General features: G+C 62.9%; 11 protein-coding genes and 2 pseudogenes. 3 read left to right on the top strand and 10 right to left on the bottom strand.

What is annotated here, in order from left to right; all coding sequences use genetic code 11:
• Positions 1 to 23: 23 nt before the first annotated feature.
• The 4 genes from BLV47_RS29085 to bacA form a co-directional block, all read right to left on the bottom strand.
• The gene (locus BLV47_RS29085) at positions 24 to 2,099 is read right to left on the bottom strand and encodes a flotillin family protein (RefSeq protein ID WP_092319914.1); all 2,076 of its coding nucleotides are present in this window, start codon (positions 2,097 to 2,099) and stop codon (positions 24 to 26) included.
• 36 nt (positions 2,100 to 2,135) lie between these two features.
• Positions 2,136 to 2,777, bottom strand: coding sequence for an OB-fold-containig protein (locus BLV47_RS29080; protein ID WP_060837702.1), 642 nt, complete (start codon positions 2,775 to 2,777; stop codon positions 2,136 to 2,138).
• 66 nt (positions 2,778 to 2,843) lie between these two features.
• Complete coding sequence (locus BLV47_RS29075) at positions 2,844 to 3,539, bottom strand: PspA/IM30 family protein (RefSeq protein ID WP_092319912.1); 696 nt, start codon at positions 3,537 to 3,539, stop codon at positions 2,844 to 2,846.
• Positions 3,540 to 3,554: 15 nt separating this feature from the next.
• Positions 3,555 to 4,175: a biofilm formation regulator BacA gene (gene bacA / locus BLV47_RS29070; RefSeq protein ID WP_092319910.1), complete on the bottom strand. Its 621-nt coding sequence runs from the start codon at positions 4,173 to 4,175 to the stop codon at positions 3,555 to 3,557.
• Between the two features lie 316 nt (positions 4,176 to 4,491).
• On the opposite strand from bacA, the gene BLV47_RS29065 reads away from it, so the two are divergent.
• Both BLV47_RS29065 and BLV47_RS29060 read left to right on the top strand, forming a co-directional pair.
• Positions 4,492 to 5,691: a CaiB/BaiF CoA transferase family protein gene (locus BLV47_RS29065; RefSeq protein ID WP_092319908.1), complete on the top strand. Its 1,200-nt coding sequence runs from the start codon at positions 4,492 to 4,494 to the stop codon at positions 5,689 to 5,691.
• Between the two features lie 70 nt (positions 5,692 to 5,761).
• Positions 5,762 to 6,619 carry a TIGR02285 family protein gene (locus BLV47_RS29060; RefSeq protein WP_425272212.1) on the top strand — a complete coding sequence of 286 codons (858 nt, stop codon included), beginning with the start codon at positions 5,762 to 5,764 and terminating at the stop codon, positions 6,617 to 6,619.
• A 167-nt stretch (positions 6,620 to 6,786) separates the two neighbouring features.
• Here the strand turns inward: BLV47_RS29060 and BLV47_RS29055 are convergent, their stop codons facing one another.
• Entirely contained in the window at positions 6,787 to 7,074 is a 288-nt protein-coding gene (locus BLV47_RS29055; RefSeq protein ID WP_092319904.1) for a DUF3509 domain-containing protein, read from the bottom strand.
• A gap of 218 nt (positions 7,075 to 7,292) precedes the next feature.
• Here BLV47_RS29055 and BLV47_RS29050 point away from each other — a divergent pair, with 218 nt between their 5' ends.
• On the top strand, positions 7,293 to 7,946 hold the full coding sequence (locus BLV47_RS29050) for a response regulator (protein WP_177431204.1): 654 nt from the start codon (positions 7,293 to 7,295) through the stop codon (positions 7,944 to 7,946).
• On the opposite strand, the gene BLV47_RS29045 is transcribed toward BLV47_RS29050, so the two are convergent.
• The 5 genes and pseudogenes from BLV47_RS29045 to BLV47_RS29025 all read right to left on the bottom strand — a co-directional run.
• Complete coding sequence (locus BLV47_RS29045; RefSeq protein WP_092319900.1) at positions 7,943 to 9,208, bottom strand: EAL domain-containing response regulator; 1,266 nt, start codon at positions 9,206 to 9,208, stop codon at positions 7,943 to 7,945. The two genes, BLV47_RS29050 and BLV47_RS29045, sit on opposite strands and share 4 nt — an antisense overlap.
• Positions 9,209 to 9,298: 90 nt before the next feature.
• Positions 9,299 to 11,050: pseudogene (locus BLV47_RS29040) on the bottom strand (ATP-binding protein); the annotation flags it as partial.
• 94 nt (positions 11,051 to 11,144) lie between these two features.
• Complete coding sequence (gene istB / locus BLV47_RS29035) at positions 11,145 to 11,894, bottom strand: IS21-like element IS1474 family helper ATPase IstB (protein WP_062838242.1); 750 nt, start codon at positions 11,892 to 11,894, stop codon at positions 11,145 to 11,147.
• Positions 11,782 to 13,467, bottom strand: coding sequence for an IS21 family transposase (gene istA / locus BLV47_RS29030; protein ID WP_062838241.1), 1,686 nt, complete (start codon positions 13,465 to 13,467; stop codon positions 11,782 to 11,784). Before istA ends, istB begins: the two co-directional genes overlap by 113 nt.
• A gap of 217 nt (positions 13,468 to 13,684) precedes the next feature.
• Positions 13,685 to 15,505: pseudogene (locus BLV47_RS29025) on the bottom strand (transporter substrate-binding domain-containing protein); the annotation flags it as partial.
• Positions 15,506 to 15,516 lie beyond the last annotated feature (11 nt).

Below are 15,516 nucleotides of genomic sequence, written 5' to 3'. Positions count from 1 at the left end.
GCTACAGGGGTGCCGAGAGTGGGTCAGGCTTCGGCAGACGGTGCGTCGGCCTTGCGCGAGACGGCTGCGGCGGCCAGTTCAGCGGCAACCGCCGGGGCGCCCTTGCCATTGAGCAGGCGTGCCAGGACGTCCTGGACCACCGGGCTCTTGCCCACCACGCCCTCGATGGCCTTGCCCACCGACAGCGACTTGGCGAAGGAGTTGAAGAAGTCGCCTTCGCCGCCGACGATCTCGATCTTGGCCTTGCTGAGGGCCGCGGACAGCACTTCGGCCTGCTCCTTGGCGATGTCCTTGTTGGCGGCGATGGCGGCCATCGCTTCCTCGAAGTTCTTCTCCAGTTGCATGCGGAACTCTTCGTGAGCGCGCGCGCTGTCGCTGAGGGAATCCAGAGCACCGAACTTCTTGCCCAAGCCTTCGGCTTCGGCGTTCAGGCGTTGCAGCAGCACTTCGGCTTCGGCCGAACCCAGGTCCTTGGTGGCCTTGGCCTTGGCTGCGCCCAGTTGCTCTTCGCCACGGGCCTGAGCCCCGAGTTTCTCTTCCATGACCTTGGCTTCGGCCAGGCCGTCCTTCTCCTTGGCCGCTGCCTGGGCTTCCATGATGCGAGCGTCGGCCAGGCCTTTTTCCTGCTCGCCACGGGCCTCGGCAATCAACTGCTCGGCGCGCACGCGGGCTTGCGCCAGGCCTTCTTTTTCCTGGGCTGCTGCGGTGATTTCCAGCACGCGGGCATCCGCCAGGCCAGGCGCGGCGCGCTCGGCTTCCAGGCCTTCGGCCAGACGCTTCTTGGCTTCGGCCTGCTTGGCCGCGGCTTCCAGCTCGGCCTGGGCCAGGTTGTTGATTTCCACCGCCTTGTGCTTGGAGCGGGTTTCGTCGGCTTCGGCCTGTTTGACCTGGCGCACCAGATCCTGCTCGGCTTCGGCCTGGGCCTGGATCACCACCACCTGCTTGAGGCGCTCGGCTTCGGAAATTTCGCGCACTTCCTTGATCCGCTCTTCTTCCTGGGCCACGGTCTTCTCCACCGCGACCCGCTCACGGATCACCGTGGCGATGTTCTTGCGCTGCTCTTCCAGGGCTTTTTCTTTCTCGATGCGCTGCAGTTCCACTTCACGCTCGCGGGCCACCACTTCCAGGTCCTTGGCGCGGGTGACTTTCTCCACTTCGATGACCACCGCGCGCTGGCGGTTCTGCTGGGCCACTTCGACTTCGCGCTGGTGGTTCTCGGTGCGCACGTCGATTTCCTGCTGCGACTGAATCCGTGCCTGCTCGGCCTTCAGGCGTTCTTCTTCCTTGACCTTGGCAGTCTCGGCTTCCTCGCGGGCGCGGATGGTTTCGATCTCGCGCTTCTGCCGCGCTTCGGCATCGGCCTGCTGGCGTTCCAGCGACAGCGAGGCTTCGCGGGTCTCGACGTTCTTCTTCTGGATCGCCAGTTCCTGGTTGCGCTCCAGCTCGTTGGTGATGACGTTCTGCGCCGCGGTCAGCTCGGTGATCTTGCGGATACCCTCGGCGTCGAGAATGTTGCTCGGGTCCAGGGAGTGCTTGGCGGTCTGCTCCAGGTAGTCGATGGCCACGTCTTCCAGCACATAGCCGTTGAGGTCGTTGCCGATGATCTCGATGATCCGGTCGCGGAAGTCCTGGCGGTTTTCGAACAGCTGGACGAAGTCGAACTGCTTGCCCACGGTCTTCAGCGCCTCGGAGAACTTGGCGTTGAACAGCTCGTTGACCGCCGCGCGGTCGGAAGCTCGGTCGACACCGATGGCCTTGGCCACCTTGAGCACGTCTTCCTGGGTTTCATTGACCCGCAGGTAGAAGGCCACGGTGATGTCGGCGCGCATGTTGTCGCGGCAGATCAGACCATCCTTGGCCCGACGGTCGACTTCCAGGGTGATCAGCGAGATGCGCATGAACTCCTTGAGGTGGATGACCGGGTACACCAGGGCGCCGGTGAAGTGCACCTTGGGGGTCGAGGACATGTCGTTGACGATCAGCGCCGTGCCTTGGGGGACCTTGATGTAGAAGGCCTTGAACAGGGCCAGCAGGCCGAAGACCACCAGGACGACGAGGCCGATCCCGAGCAGGATGGGCAGCAGCGACGGTAAATTCATGCAATCAATCTCCTTTGATTCTGAGGAAGCCCGGGCTCAGAGGCCGCGAAACTCGTCCTCGGTAATGACCCGATAGGCGTGTTGCGCCTCCAGATACTCCAGTAACACGACGCGATCGCCGCGTTTGAAAGCTCGTGCCTCGTCGGCACGCACACGCAGGATCAGGCCCGCGCCGCCGTTCTCCAGCACGGCTTCGCCGTGTTCCAGAGTGACTCTGCCGCTGCGTACCACAGCGGTCTGCCCCAGCACCGACTGGCTGCTGGTGGCTTCCATCTTGTGAAACAGCGGACGCAGCGGGCGGCAGATGGCCGCGCTGATGGGCGCCGCCAGAAACAGCGCAACCACGGCCAGCAACAGGCCCAGGGGATAGCGCAGCCAGCCCAGGGGCAGGTGGCTGAGGACGTAGAGTTCGGCGAAATAGGTCAGGAACCAGCTGAAGAACATCAGCAGGGTCAGCACCAGGGTGACCGGCACCCCGTTGAGCTTGAACTTGATCAGCAACCCGGCCAGGCCTTCGCCGGCATGGGCGCTGTCGAGCAGCGAGTCGGCCTCGAAGTCCAGCAGGTCGACTTCAAGCATGCCCATGGCCACCACGGCCCAGTAGATCACGGCCAGGCAGAGCATGAAGCTGAACAGCACTGTGGGGAACGACAACACTGTCTGCAGGAAGATTTCCATTGCTTTCCTATCCCTGAAAAAGCCGGGCAAGGCCCGACGGCCCCGCCCCTACAACATCACGGTGAATCAGGACTTGCTGCGGTCCTTGAGGCGCGCCAGCACGCTATCGGCGCTGGTGCCGCCGGCGACGATCCCGGCTTCGCGCAACTTGGCGTCCAGGGCGTCGTCCGGGTTGCTGGTGCTGGCCAGCTCCGCTGCGGCTTCCATCTTCGCCGCGCGTTCGGCCTGCTTCTGCTTGATCCGCTCCAGGGACTCCACTGCGGTGTGCAGCTTGCTCTGCGAGCCGCCGTAGCGCTGGGCCACGGCCTGCTGGGCCTTCTGCACGCTCTCGGTGGCCTTGACGGTATCCACCTGTTGTTTCAGATGTTTGATATTGCCTTCGGCCTGGGTCACGGCCTTGCGCAGTTGGGCCACGCTGGCGGCAAACCCATCGGCCTGCTCGCGCTCGATCGCCAGGTCGTTTTCCAGGTTGGCGATCTTCTGCGCCACTTCCTGGGCGAGCTGTTCGTTCCCCGACTCCAGGGCCTTGAGGGCATAGCTTTCATATTCGGCGACCTTGGCCGCGCTGCTGTCGGCGCGTTCGGCGGCGAGTTTCTGCCGGGCCATGATCTCGGCCAGGGCTTCCTTGGATTTGCGCAGTTCCTGATCGGCGTCGCGGATTTCCTGATCGAGAATCCTCAGGGCCTGGCTGTCCACCAGGGCCTCGCCCGCTTCGTTGGCACCACCGCGCAGGGCGGTGAGCAGCTTGCTCCATACGTTCATGTGCATTCCTCCAGGTCAGGCCTGAGCCTTCAGGTAGCCTTCGTAGGCCTCGGTAGCCCTGATCACGTTGCTGGCCAGGGTTTCGATCTCGTAGATCACGTTGGAGAGGATCGAGGTGGCGCTGAGCGCACCGAACATCATGTAGAAGCGTTCGCCACCCAAGCCGGTTTCCAGGCCGATGCTCGACAGCGGGAACAACTGCCGGCTGAGCAGGACTTCTTCATTGAAGGCCTGCACATCGGTGACTTCGCTTTGCGGCCAGAGCAGGGCTTCGACCAGGATCTGCTCGCCGGACAAGGCGATGAACAGCGGCAGGTCGCCGTATTCGCGCATGGTCACGTGCAAGCTCGGTTCGGCGCCTTCCAGCAGTTCAACGCTGGCTTCGCCGCTGCTGAACAGCTCGGTGGCCAACAGGGCCTGGCACAGCGATCGGGCATTCCAGATCTGCGGCATGCTCATTTCTCCATCCTTTTCCACAGGAGCCAGCCCCTCGAAGGGCTGACGCAGTTTGCGTTCAACCGCCAGCAACGCCTGGGCGTTCTCCGGCAGTATCCAGACTTCCTTTTTCACCAGGCCCTGATCACGCAGGCGCTGACGGAATAAACGTTGGTAATGGGCTGAGGATTTGTTTTCCATGGCGCACAGACTAGAGCATCACATGTAAGACTTTCAATTCATTACATGTAAGTTTTTGATCGGGTATTTGTAACGAGATTTATCAGGCATCTCGCTCAGACAAGAGCAAAAAACCGTCACTGACATAGACCAGATTGCGTCCTTTGCAAGCGCTTTTTTCTCGAAAGGCGTCATTAAACCCGTCACCAAAGGGAATGAGAAGCACAATTATCTTGGCGCACACCAGGGAATCATCAATGAAGGCCGGTGCCGGACGCTGCCTTAATCACCAGCAATGGTCTAGGCTAGGCGGATTTTCCTGCCCAGCGGATGCCCCATGAACAGTCTCAGCAAGCCCCTCGCCGGATTGAAAGTGATCGAACTCGGCACCCTGATCGCCGGCCCCTTCGCCTCGCGCATCTGCGCCGAGTTCGGTGCCGAGGTGATCAAGGTCGAGTCTCCGGACGGCGGCGACCCGTTGCGCAAGTGGCGCAAGCTGTATGAGGGCACTTCGCTGTGGTGGTTCGTCCAGGCCCGCAACAAGAAGTCCCTGACCCTGAACCTCAAGCACCCCGAAGGCCTGGCGGTGCTCAAGCAGCTGCTGGGCGAAGCGGACATCCTGATCGAGAACTTCCGCCCCGGCGTGCTGGAAAAACTCGGCCTGGGCTGGGACGTGCTGCACGCCCTGAACCCGAAACTGGTGATGGTGCGCCTGTCCGGCTTCGGCCAGACCGGACCGATGAAGGACCAGCCGGGCTTCGGCGCGGTGGGCGAATCCATGGGCGGCCTGCGCTACATCACCGGCTTCGAGGACCGCCCGCCAGTGCGCACCGGGATCTCCATCGGCGACTCCATCGCCGCCCTGTGGGGCGTGATCGGCGCGCTGATGGCCCTGCGTCATCGCGAGGTCAACGGCGGCCAGGGGCAAGTGGTGGACGTGGCGCTGTATGAGGCGATCTTCGCCATGATGGAGAGCATGGTTCCGGAGTTCGACGTGTTCGGCTTCATCCGCGAGCGCAGCGGCAACATCATGCCCGGCATCACGCCTTCTTCGATCCACACCAGCGCCGACGGCAAGCATGTGCAGATCGGCGCCAACGGCGACGCGATCTTCAAGCGCTTCATGCTCCTCATCGGCCGCGACGACCTGGCCAACGATCCCGCGCTGGCCAGCAACGACGGGCGCGACAGCCGCCGCGACGAACTCTACGGGGTGATCGACCGCTGGGTGGCGTCCCTGCCCCTGGAACGGGTGCTGGAGCAACTGAACCAGGCCGAAGTCCCGGCCAGCCGGATCTTCAGCGCTGAAGACATGTTCAACGATCCGCAATTCCTCGCCCGGGAAATGTTCCTCCAGGCCAAACTGCCGGACGGCAAGGCCTTCAAGATGCCCGGCATCGTGCCGAAACTCTCGGAGACGCCCGGCTCCGCAGACTGGGTCGGCCCGGAACTCGGCGAACACTCCAGCGAAGTCCTGGCGAGCTTGGGCTACAGCAGCGAACAGATCGAAAACCTGCGCAACTCTGGGGCAATCTAAGCTGAAACCGCCGTCTCACACACCTACGCCACCACCGGTACATCGCCGCCCGAGGCTCACTCCTGGCCGACTGACCTGGGTCCTGGCGGCCTGCCTGCTGTGGCTGCCCTGCACGCCCGGCCACGCCGGTGAAATGCTCACCTGGCTGCTGCGCGACCTGCCACCGCTGAATATCTTCGAAGGCTCGCAGAAGGGCCGTGGCGTGGTCGATCTGCTGATGCCGCAATTGATCGCCAGCCTGCCGGAGTACCAGCACGAACTGGCCCGGGTCAATCGCGCCCGAGGCATGCAGATGCTGCGCGACCCCAGCTTCACTTGCGATCCGGCGCTGATCTGGAGCAAGGAGCGCGCGCAGTGGATCGTCTTTTCCATCACCAGCTTTCGCGTATTGAGCAATGGCCTGGCGATCCGCCGCGCCGACCGCGAACAGCTCACCCGCTTCATCCATGACGGCAAGGTCGACCTGCATGGCCTGCTCGAAAGCGGCAAGGAACTGATCGGCGTGGTGGCCGAGCGCAGCTACGGACAACAGCTCGACAGCCTGTTACAGCAGGTTCCACCCGAGCAGATTCGCGCCCACTACGGCAACGATGCCCTCGGCAGCCTGCTGCAGATGCAACGCCTGGGCCGCCTGCAATTGCTCCTGGGCTACTGGCCGGAAATCCGCTACCAGGCCGAGCAACAGGGAATCGCCCCAGAGGATCTGGAGTTCTATCCGATCGAAGGCATCAGCCAGTATCAGGAAATCCACGTCGGCTGCTCCGACACCCCACAGGGCAGACAGGCCATAGCCAAGATCGACCAAGCCCTGCTCAAGCTGCGCGAAGAACGCCTGGTGGAGCTGTACGCTGCCTGGCTGGACCCCGGGATGCGCGACCAATACCGCGCTGACGCCCGCGCCTACTTCCAGGGCCTGCGGGACCACTGACGAATTCCGGGCAAAAGAAACCCCGAGAAGTGGGGAGACGACTCGGGGTTAAACGCGGTCTTTGGCGACCGGTACCAGCCGGCTACAAGCACCGGAGCACAATGCCTGATCCTGCTGATACCGAGTCTGACTGATGCACCGGCGGGAAGGTTCCGTAAAAATTTGCATCAGCGGTGCTGATCGAACACCTTGCCTTGGGTGGCGTGGCGCAACGCCGCGATGACACAGGGCTCCAGCCGGCCTTCGGCGATCAGCAGGTCACGATGCAGACCGTCGACCACATCGGTGAGCAAGCGCTTGTCGGTGAGCTGGGCCTGATTGACCTCACGCTCCAGCACGATGGCGCCAGCGCTGTTCTTCAGTGTCACCAGGCATTCGCCGCGACTGCCACAAGACATCAGCGTGACCTGGTAGGGACTCAACGACTCACTCAATAAAAGACTGATACTTTCCATCTAGATCACCACTCAATAGCTCGAATTAGAGGTTCGAAAACAAAAATGCCGGTAGCTTTCTGACATTCAAGTGACCATCGCTCAGAGAAGAAAGTTCGCCACACCTACTGCTGCCGACCTGAGTCAATCGAGCATGCACGGGTAACATGACAGATATAAAACGACCAACCAGGCGCAACCCACGCCGCCGTTGCATTGGAGCCCAAGCTTTGAAAGCAATGTCGAACAACAGAGTGCGCATCATCCTTGCCGACGACCACCCGATCTTCCTGATCGGCCTGCGTGCCGTGCTGGAGCAAAACGACAGCTTGATGATCGTCGGTGAAGCCAGCTCCCCCTCCGCCCTCGTGCAATTGCTGCAGGACACGGAATGCGATGTGCTGGTAACGGATTTCATGATGCCCGAGGAGCAACAGAACGACGGCCTGCGCCTGCTCGAACAACTGCGCCGGCATCATCCCGAGCTCCCCATCGTGGTGGTGACCATGCTCAACCACGCCGGACTGTTCCGCTCGATCCTCGATCTCGGCGTGATGGGCCTGCTGAGCAAGGCCAGCCTGGCCGATGAGTTGCCGTCCGCCATTGCCCGGGCGCGGCAGCACAAACGCTATATTGCCCAGGCCATCAAGCGGGCCCTGAGCCTTGCCGGCGAAGTTGGCCCGGATCGGCTGGTATCCACCGATCAACTGTCCCCCCGGGAACTGGAAGTGATCCGCCTGCTGGCCGCCGGCCATGCCGTGGGGGAAATAGCCACCCGGCTCAACCGCAGCAAACAGACCGTCAGCGCGCAGAAAGTCAGCGCCATGCGCAAACTGGGTCTTTCCAGCGAAGCGGCGCTATACATCTACGTTCAGGAACATGGGCTGTCCTAGGCACACAAACCGGCCACCTGCTCGTCAGTTCCGTTGCATCCTGCCCCTGGAGTCTGCGCCAGCCATTGACGCATCTCGGCGGCGCTCATCGGTGGCGCGATAAAACAACCCTGCAGATGAACCGCCCCCAACGCCCTGGCCGCCAAACAGTCGGCCTCGCTCTCGATGCCCGTCACGACCACCGCCAGGGACATGCGCCGCGCCATGCTCGTCGCGCCAGCGACCAGTGCCAGCTTGCGTTCGTCGACAGCCATGCCTGCAACAAACACCGGAGGGATCTTCAGCTCGGTAAAAGGCAACTCCAGCAGGCGCTGCAGACTGGTACCGCCAGTACCGAAATCACCTATGGACAACTTGCAGCCCAGCATCCGCAGGCGCAACAGTGCTTCGACATGGGCGGTATCGGTTTGCAATTGGGTGGTGTCGACCAGCTCCAGGGTCAACATCCGCGCCGGGACTTCGAAGCGCCTGAGCAAGGCCTCCAACTGACGAGGAAAGAGTGGCCGCTCAAGGATGCCGGTGGGAATGTTCACGGCAATCGGCAGCCAGTAGCCCAGCACCAGCTTCACTCCAGCCACCAACTCAAGTGCCTGCTCCAGCATGTGCCAGGTGAAGAGCTCTTGCAGGCCGGCGAACTCGATCAGGGGAAGAAACTCGCCAGGCATCAGCAAGCCCCGCTCGGGGTGCTGCCAGCGGGCCAGTGCCTCGACCCCCTGCAACCCGCCCTGGGGGTGGATGACTGGCTGAAAGTGCGCCACACCGCAGCCCAGCACCGCCGCCAGCCCTTCGTCCACGGTCACGGCCTGGCGAACAAAGGGTTCAAGGCACAGCAAGTCCCGCAGCAGTGCCTGATTCAACTCGGGGCCATCAGCTCTGGCGTGCAGCTGATAGGCACACAGCAAGTCACCAATCACCGCGGCCGAAGCCGGCTTGGGCAAGCACGCGAGCACTTTCAGGCCCAACTCACGGGCCATGTCGGACGCACCTTCGAGCACGTCCGGCTCTGCATCGCTGAGAATGATCAGGGCCTTGGCCTGCTGCCGCTGGGCCAGATCGCGGATCAGTTCCAGACCATCAGCCTGCTCCAGGTACAGATCGCAGATGGCGATATCCACCGGCCCCTTGCTGTCCAGCGAACGCCGCGCGGCTGCCACGCTCTCAGCTGCCAGCACGTTGAAAACGCCATTGGCGTTGAGCATCTGGTGCAAGGCCATCAACTGGAACGAGTTATCTTCGAGAATCAGCACGTTAAGCGTATGCATGGGGCAACCTCCGAGACGGCGCAAGTGAGAACAATCCACTAGGAGCCGACACGGTAATCAGACATATCCGAAGCACACATAGGACAAGTCTTATTCGCCCAACGCCGCCTGAATGTCGCTGCGCAACACCCTCATCACGTCCTGCAACTCCGGCCATTGGCTGGCAAGCGCTTCTGCCTGCTGCCCCTTGACCAGCTCTTCCAAGGCAATGCAGGCCTTGGCCAGGGGCAAGGCGTCAATCAGGCAACACACCCCTTTGAGCCGGTGCAAGGTGCCTCCCAGGCCCCTCCAATCCTGTGCCGCCAGGGCCTCCTCCAGCGCTTGCTGCTCCTGGTCAAGATTACGCAGCAACTCCTGCAACATTCGCTGCAGCACCGGTTCATCGGCCTGAGTCATCCCGCGCAAGGTCTGGATATTGAATGACAGCGCAGGCAGAAAACGGGCAAGGGACTGGGCCAGTTGATCCAGGGTCACAGGTTTGACCAACAACTGATCCATGCCGGCGCGCTCGCAGCGCTCTCGTTCGTCTTCGAAGGCATTGGCGGTACAGCCGATCACCGGACAGCGCTGGCGCCCCTCTTGCGCCTCGATCCGGCGGATGGCCTCGGTCAGTGCATAGCCACTCATCTGCGGCATGTTGCAATCGGTCATCAGCACATCAAAGGCCCCGGAGCGCCACTGCTGCAGTGCCTCCTGAGCATTGTCACAGGCCACGACCCGATGCCCGAGAAACATCAACTGCTGGCTCAGGACCATGCGATTGGCGCTCAAGTCGTCCACCACCAGCACCTCGATGCTGCGGCTTGGCGGGCGTTCGGCAGACGGTGACGCTTGCGGCTCAAGATCGTCGCTGACCCGTTCCAGATACAGCTCGATGCTGACCACGGTTCCGGCACCCGGCTCGCTCGACAGGTGAATGCGCCCGCCCATCAACTCGATCAGTTGCCGACAGATGCTCAGGCCCAACCCGGTGCCACCATAAGTCGAGGACGTCATGGCATCGGCCTGAACAAAGGGCGTGAAAATGTTCGCCTGCTGCTCGGCGCTGATGCCCGGGCCGGTGTCGGCAACACTGATGCGCAGGCACTCGACACCCTGCTCGTCAGGCTGACGCTCAACCGTCACCCGCACCTCACCTTCAGCGGTGAACTTCAGGGCGTTGCTCAGCAGGTTGTGCAGGACCTGGCGCAGGCGCAATGGGTCGAAAACATAACGGCCCTGGGCGGCTGCACTGAACAGCAACTGCAGATGCACCCCCTGGTTACGCGCCGTCACTTCGAACAACTGCCGGACACTTTCAAAAAATGGCTTGAGGGCGGTGACCTGTGGCACCAGTTGCATGTGTCCCGCTTCGATCTTGGCTAAATCCAGGCTATCCCCCATCAGGCTGATCAGCTCCTGGGCAGACTGATAAGCCACCCGCAAAGCCTCGGAAAACGGCACGCCGCGAATCCTCGCCTGCTCCTTTTCCAGCTCAAGCAGGCCAACGATCGCGGTCATCGGCGTGCGGATCTCATGGCTCATGGTGGAGAGAAAAGCACTTTTCGCGGCGTTGGCCTGATCCGCCGCCTGGCGCGCATCCAGCAACTGATTCTCCAGATGCTTGCGTTCGGTAATGTCGATCCAGCCACCCAACAGGCCCTGCAGGTGCCCCTCGGCACTGTAGAACGGCACAGTCCATTGATAAGCGTGTATCAGACCGTGGCGCGTCTGCACTTGCCGGTCGGTGAACACCGATTGCTCCGAAGCGAGCAACTGCATGATCTCGGCATGTATCAGGCGCGCCGTCTCGGGGGGCAGCAGATCAAGTTCGGTCAATTGCCGCCCCCGAATCAGCTCCAGGTGCGGATTTCGGTGAACGTGACCGAGCGTTTCGCTAATACGTGACCGGTGCTTCCACCCCGGTTGCGCGGGTTCTGGATTGTAATCGCATCGGTCACGATGCGGCTTGTTCCTCGGCTTTTTTTCGGCGCAGCGACTCGCCTTTCATCGTCAGTCGGTAGGCGTTGTGCACCAGGCGGTCGAGGATGGCATCGGCCAGGGTCGGGTCGTTGATCCAGCCGTGCCAGTGCTCGATGGGCAGTTGGCTCGTCAGGATGGTGGAGCGGCTGCCAGCGCGGTCGTCGATCACCTCCAGCAGGTCATGCCGGGCTCCTTCCTCCAGCGGGGCTAGCGCCCAGTCGTCCAGCACCAGGACGTCGACCTTTGCCAGCTGTTGCAGGGTACGGCCGAAGCTGCCGTCGCCATGAGCGATGCGCAGTTGTTCCAGCAGGCGCGGGGTGCGCAGGTACAGGGTGCTATAGCCCTGGCGGCAGGCCTGGTTGCCCAGGGCGCAGGCCAGCCAGGTTTTGCCGGCACCGGTCGGGCCGGTCAGCAGCAGGTTGTGCTGCTGGCGGATCCAGTCGCCACTGGCCAGGGTGGCGATCAGACGCTCGTCCAGGGCGCGTCCGGTGCGGCGGTCGAGATCTTCCAGGCAGGCGTTGGCGTACTTGAGCTTGGCCTTCTTGCGCAGCCGTACCAGGCGCTGGTTGTCACGCCAGGCCAGTTCGCGGTCGAGCAGTAGGCCGAGGCGTTCATCGAAGCTCAGGCTGTGGCTGGCCGGCAGCGTCCATTGCTCTTCCAGGGCGCGGGCCATGCCGTCCAGGCGTAGCTGGTGCAGTTGATTCAGGGTGTGTTGCGGCATCATCGAACAGCTCCTGTTGCGGGGGTTGGTAGTAGTCGGCGCCACGGACGTTCTCGTGGTCGCCGGGTAAGGTCGTTTCGGCGGCACGCTGGGGCAGCGGCTGTTGATCCAGGCCTTGCTGGAGCAGGTTGCGCACGCTGCGCCCGGTGAAGGCGCGCAGGTGTACGGCACGTTCGGCAGCGGCTTCCAGGCGTGCATTGCCATAGCGCCGGGCCAGCGAGAGCAGGCCGAGGCAGGCGCGGTAGCCCATCTCCGGGTGCGGCTTGTGGGTCAGTTGGTGATCGATCAGTTGGCGCGTGTAGGGGCCGATCCGCGCGCCCCAGTCGAGCAGGCGTTGTGGCGTCCATTCGCGATGCGCCTGGTGCGCCGCGGGCATGTGCTCGCGCTGGGTACTGTAAGCGCCGCGTCGCCCCAGCAGCAGGTGGCTGGCCACCCGCCGGTTGCCATGCAGCACTTCCAGGGTGTGTGCCGTCAGTCGCACGTCCACGTTCTGCCGGGCCAGGGCGGAGGGCACGCTGTAGAAGCTGCCATTGACCTCGATGTGGTAGTCGATGCTGACCTTGCAGCGCTTGAAGGTGGCGACCTCGTAGGGATGCACCGGCAGCGCTCGCAAGGCCGGGCGATCCAGGCGCTCGAACCAGTCGCGCCGGCAGCCATCGAGCCGCTTGAACGGGCGCCGATTCAGATCCTCCAGCAGCTCGGCGATGGCCTGGTTAAGCGCATGCAGGCTGAAGAACTGCCGATGGCGCAGCCGCGCCATGATCCAGCGCTCGACCACCTGCACCGCCACCTCGGCCTTGGCCTTGTCCTGAGGCTTGCGTGGCCGTGCCGGCAGGATCACCGTCTGGTAATGACGCGCGCACTCCAGCGTGGCCCGGTTCAGGCCCGGCTCGTAGCGATCCGGCTGGGCGACCAGGGCGCGCGGATTGTCCGGCACAACCATTTCCGGCACGCCGCCAAAGTAGGTCAGAGCCTGGCCCAGCGAGGTCAGCCAGTCCACCTGGGTTTCGCCTGGCGTCGCGCAGGCATAGGTGTAATTCGAGGCGCCCAGGGCGGCGACGAAGATGTGCGCCCGGCGCACTTCGCCGGTGGCCGGGTCGACCACCGGCAGCGTCGGCCCGGCATAGTCGATGAATAGCTTCTCGCCCGCACGGTGCAGCTGACGCATCGAACGTTTGAGCGTCTGGGCGTAGCGCCGGTAGTGCTCGACGAACTGGGTGTAGCGGTAGGTCGGCTGGCCCGCATGCGCGGCGAGATATTCCTCCCACAGCAGCTGCAAGGTCACGCCCTTGCGTCGCAACTCGCGGTGGATGCTCAGCACATCGGGCAGCACTCGCTCACCGCGCGGCTTGTTCGTCGACGTCGGTGCAAACAAGGCGGCCGCCAGCGCGGCCTCGTCCATGGCCACCAGCGCCGGCCAGTCCAGCCCGGCCACCCGCGCCGCCGCGATGTACTTGCTAACCACGCCCTTGGACAGCTGCAAGGCACGGGCAATCTTCTCGTGGGACAAGCCGGCCTCAAACTTGAGGCGCAGACATTCTTTGATGTTTCGCATGGCTACTCGCGGCGCCGCCATCTTCCTCTCCCGAAATCGGTCGAGGATGGCGGCGCATCAGGTCATGCGCAACGAAGGGGAAGGCTTTCGCTAAGTCGTGACCGGCGATTTCGGTAAGCCGTGACCACCTGTTTCGGAACAGGCGGAAAATCGGTCACGTTGCTACCGAAATGAGCGGTCACGCGTTAGCGAAATGACCGGTCACGATCAACCGAAACGGCCGGTCACGGTGCTCCGAAATCCGCACCAGGCTCGTGCCCAATTGCTGCTCATAGCTCTTGTTGCAGGTAATCAGGCGTCCCTCCAGGTCTCGGACAAAGATCGGGTTGGGGATGCCATCGAGCAACGCGCGCATGAACGCCAACTGATCGTTGAGCCGCTTCTCGGCATTCAGGCGCTGCTGAATCTGCAGCTTGAGGCGACTGCTCCAGGCCAGGGACGCCAGTCCGAACAACAGGGCCGTGGCAACAGCCCAATACACCCAGGTCGGCACTCGCTGCCAGGCCGGCATCGGCACCGGCGTGGCCCCCAGCCATTTGAGACGGATGGCGCTGAGCTCCGCGACTGGCAGCGCCTCAAGCGACTTGTTCAAGATGCTCAGCAGTTCGGGCTGATCCTTGCGCACGGCAAACTCGTCGGCAGACCAGGTGCCTTCGACACTGCGCCCCACTCGCAGTCCGTCGTCAGCCAGGTTCAAACCCTGAACCTGAACCTCGTTCTGAATGGTCGCCCGGGCCTCACCGCTACTCACCAGGGCCCGAGCCTCTTCATAGTTGGAGACGCTGCGCAAGCGGATGTCGGGGTAGTTACGGCGGATAAAGCTTTCAAGGGTATGGCGGGCCGGCAGCGCCAGTACCTCGCCGGCCAGCTGTTCCAGGCTGCTCAGGCGTCGATCCTCGGAACGCACGACAAACACCCAGGCAGCACCGCCAAAGGCATGGGAAAAATTCAGAAACAGCCGCCGGTCCTCACTGGCGGTCAAGGTGGAGTTCATCTGCGCCTGCCCGCTCTCCAGCAACTCCAGGGTCTGTGCTGTAGAGAGGCTCTCCTTGTGCACAAAATGCAGACCGGTCATGCGCGAGATGCGGTTGAGCAAATCGATGTTCAGACCCGCCCAGCGCCCTTCCTTGTCCTTGAACACGCTGGGCGGATACTGCTGGGACGCGACCATCACATGGGGGTGCTGGAGAATCCAGGCCTGCTCCTCGGCGCTGAGCTCGATGCGCTCACCCGATATGTTCGCTCCCAGCCCGGTGGTCCAGCGGGCCTGTATTTCCCGCTGCAAGGATTCATCGATGCTCTGCAGCGCCTGCTCCAGCAGGCCTGCCAGCACGGCGTTGTCATCACGGGTGGCAAAGGCGAAGCCCGTCGGTGGCAAACGGCTTTCATCCTCAATCCGCACCGCCAGGTAAGGACGCAGGGCCTTGTAGGCACGCACGATGATCTCATTGCCGATGAAGGCGTCGGCGTCGCCCTGGTTCAAAGCTTCCAGGCCGCTGTAAAGATTGGGCGAGAGCATGATCTGACTGTTCGGGTACGCCGCATGCACTTGTTCGGCGTTGGCATAGCCGTCCAGCAGCACCAGTTTCTTGCCGGCCAGATCATCACTGGGGCTCGAGCCGTCGCGGCGTACCACCACCACGGCCCGGTCGGGCATGTAGTCGCTGGTGAAGCGCAGCCCCGAGAGGCCGCGCTCATAGCCATTGGCGCTGGTCAGCACATCGATGGTGCCGTTGCGCAGCGCTTCGACCGCCTGCTCGCGCTCGGAAAACCCCAGGACTTCCATCTTCACGTCCAATCGCTCGCCCACCAGACCGAGGTAATCAGCGCTGATGCCCTGATAACGATTGCGGTCCCGGGTGATATCGATGGGCTGGTAGTCATCAATGGCGATTCCCACCCTGAGACGTGGATGGGCCGCCAGCCATTGGCGCTCGGCGGGCGCCAAGGTCAGGGGTTCCAGATCGGCGAATGACGGCACCAGCTTGAAGGGCAGGTTCTTCACCGTGCTGGCCAGCGCAATACTCCAGAGCAGGGCCCAACCCAGCAGGCCCGCCACCAGCAGGCCCA

Source organism: Pseudomonas saponiphila (assembly GCF_900105185.1).
In the GTDB taxonomy this organism is placed as follows: Bacteria; Pseudomonadota; Gammaproteobacteria; order Pseudomonadales; family Pseudomonadaceae; genus Aquipseudomonas; species Aquipseudomonas saponiphila.
The sequence above is the reverse complement of the archived record's forward strand: the minus strand, read 5'-3'. Positions and strand labels throughout refer to the sequence as shown.

Coding starts and splice junctions, on each gene's coding strand:
- BLV47_RS29085 (WP_092319914.1), bottom strand. CDS start 2,099: ATGAATTTACCGTCGCTGCTGCCCATCCTGCTCGGGATCGGCCTCGTC.
- BLV47_RS29080 (WP_060837702.1), bottom strand. CDS start 2,777: ATGGAAATCTTCCTGCAGACAGTGTTGTCGTTCCCCACAGTGCTGTTC.
- BLV47_RS29075 (WP_092319912.1), bottom strand. CDS start 3,539: ATGAACGTATGGAGCAAGCTGCTCACCGCCCTGCGCGGTGGTGCCAAC.
- bacA (WP_092319910.1), bottom strand. CDS start 4,175: ATGGAAAACAAATCCTCAGCCCATTACCAACGTTTATTCCGTCAGCGC.
- BLV47_RS29065 (WP_092319908.1), top strand. CDS start 4,492: ATGAACAGTCTCAGCAAGCCCCTCGCCGGATTGAAAGTGATCGAACTC.
- BLV47_RS29055 (WP_092319904.1), bottom strand. CDS start 7,074: ATGGAAAGTATCAGTCTTTTATTGAGTGAGTCGTTGAGTCCCTACCAG.
- BLV47_RS29050 (WP_177431204.1), top strand. CDS start 7,293: ATGTCGAACAACAGAGTGCGCATCATCCTTGCCGACGACCACCCGATC.
- BLV47_RS29045 (WP_092319900.1), bottom strand. CDS start 9,208: ATGCATACGCTTAACGTGCTGATTCTCGAAGATAACTCGTTCCAGTTG.
- istB (WP_062838242.1), bottom strand. CDS start 11,894: ATGATGCCGCAACACACCCTGAATCAACTGCACCAGCTACGCCTGGAC.
- istA (WP_062838241.1), bottom strand. CDS start 13,467: ATGGCGGCGCCGCGAGTAGCCATGCGAAACATCAAAGAATGTCTGCGC.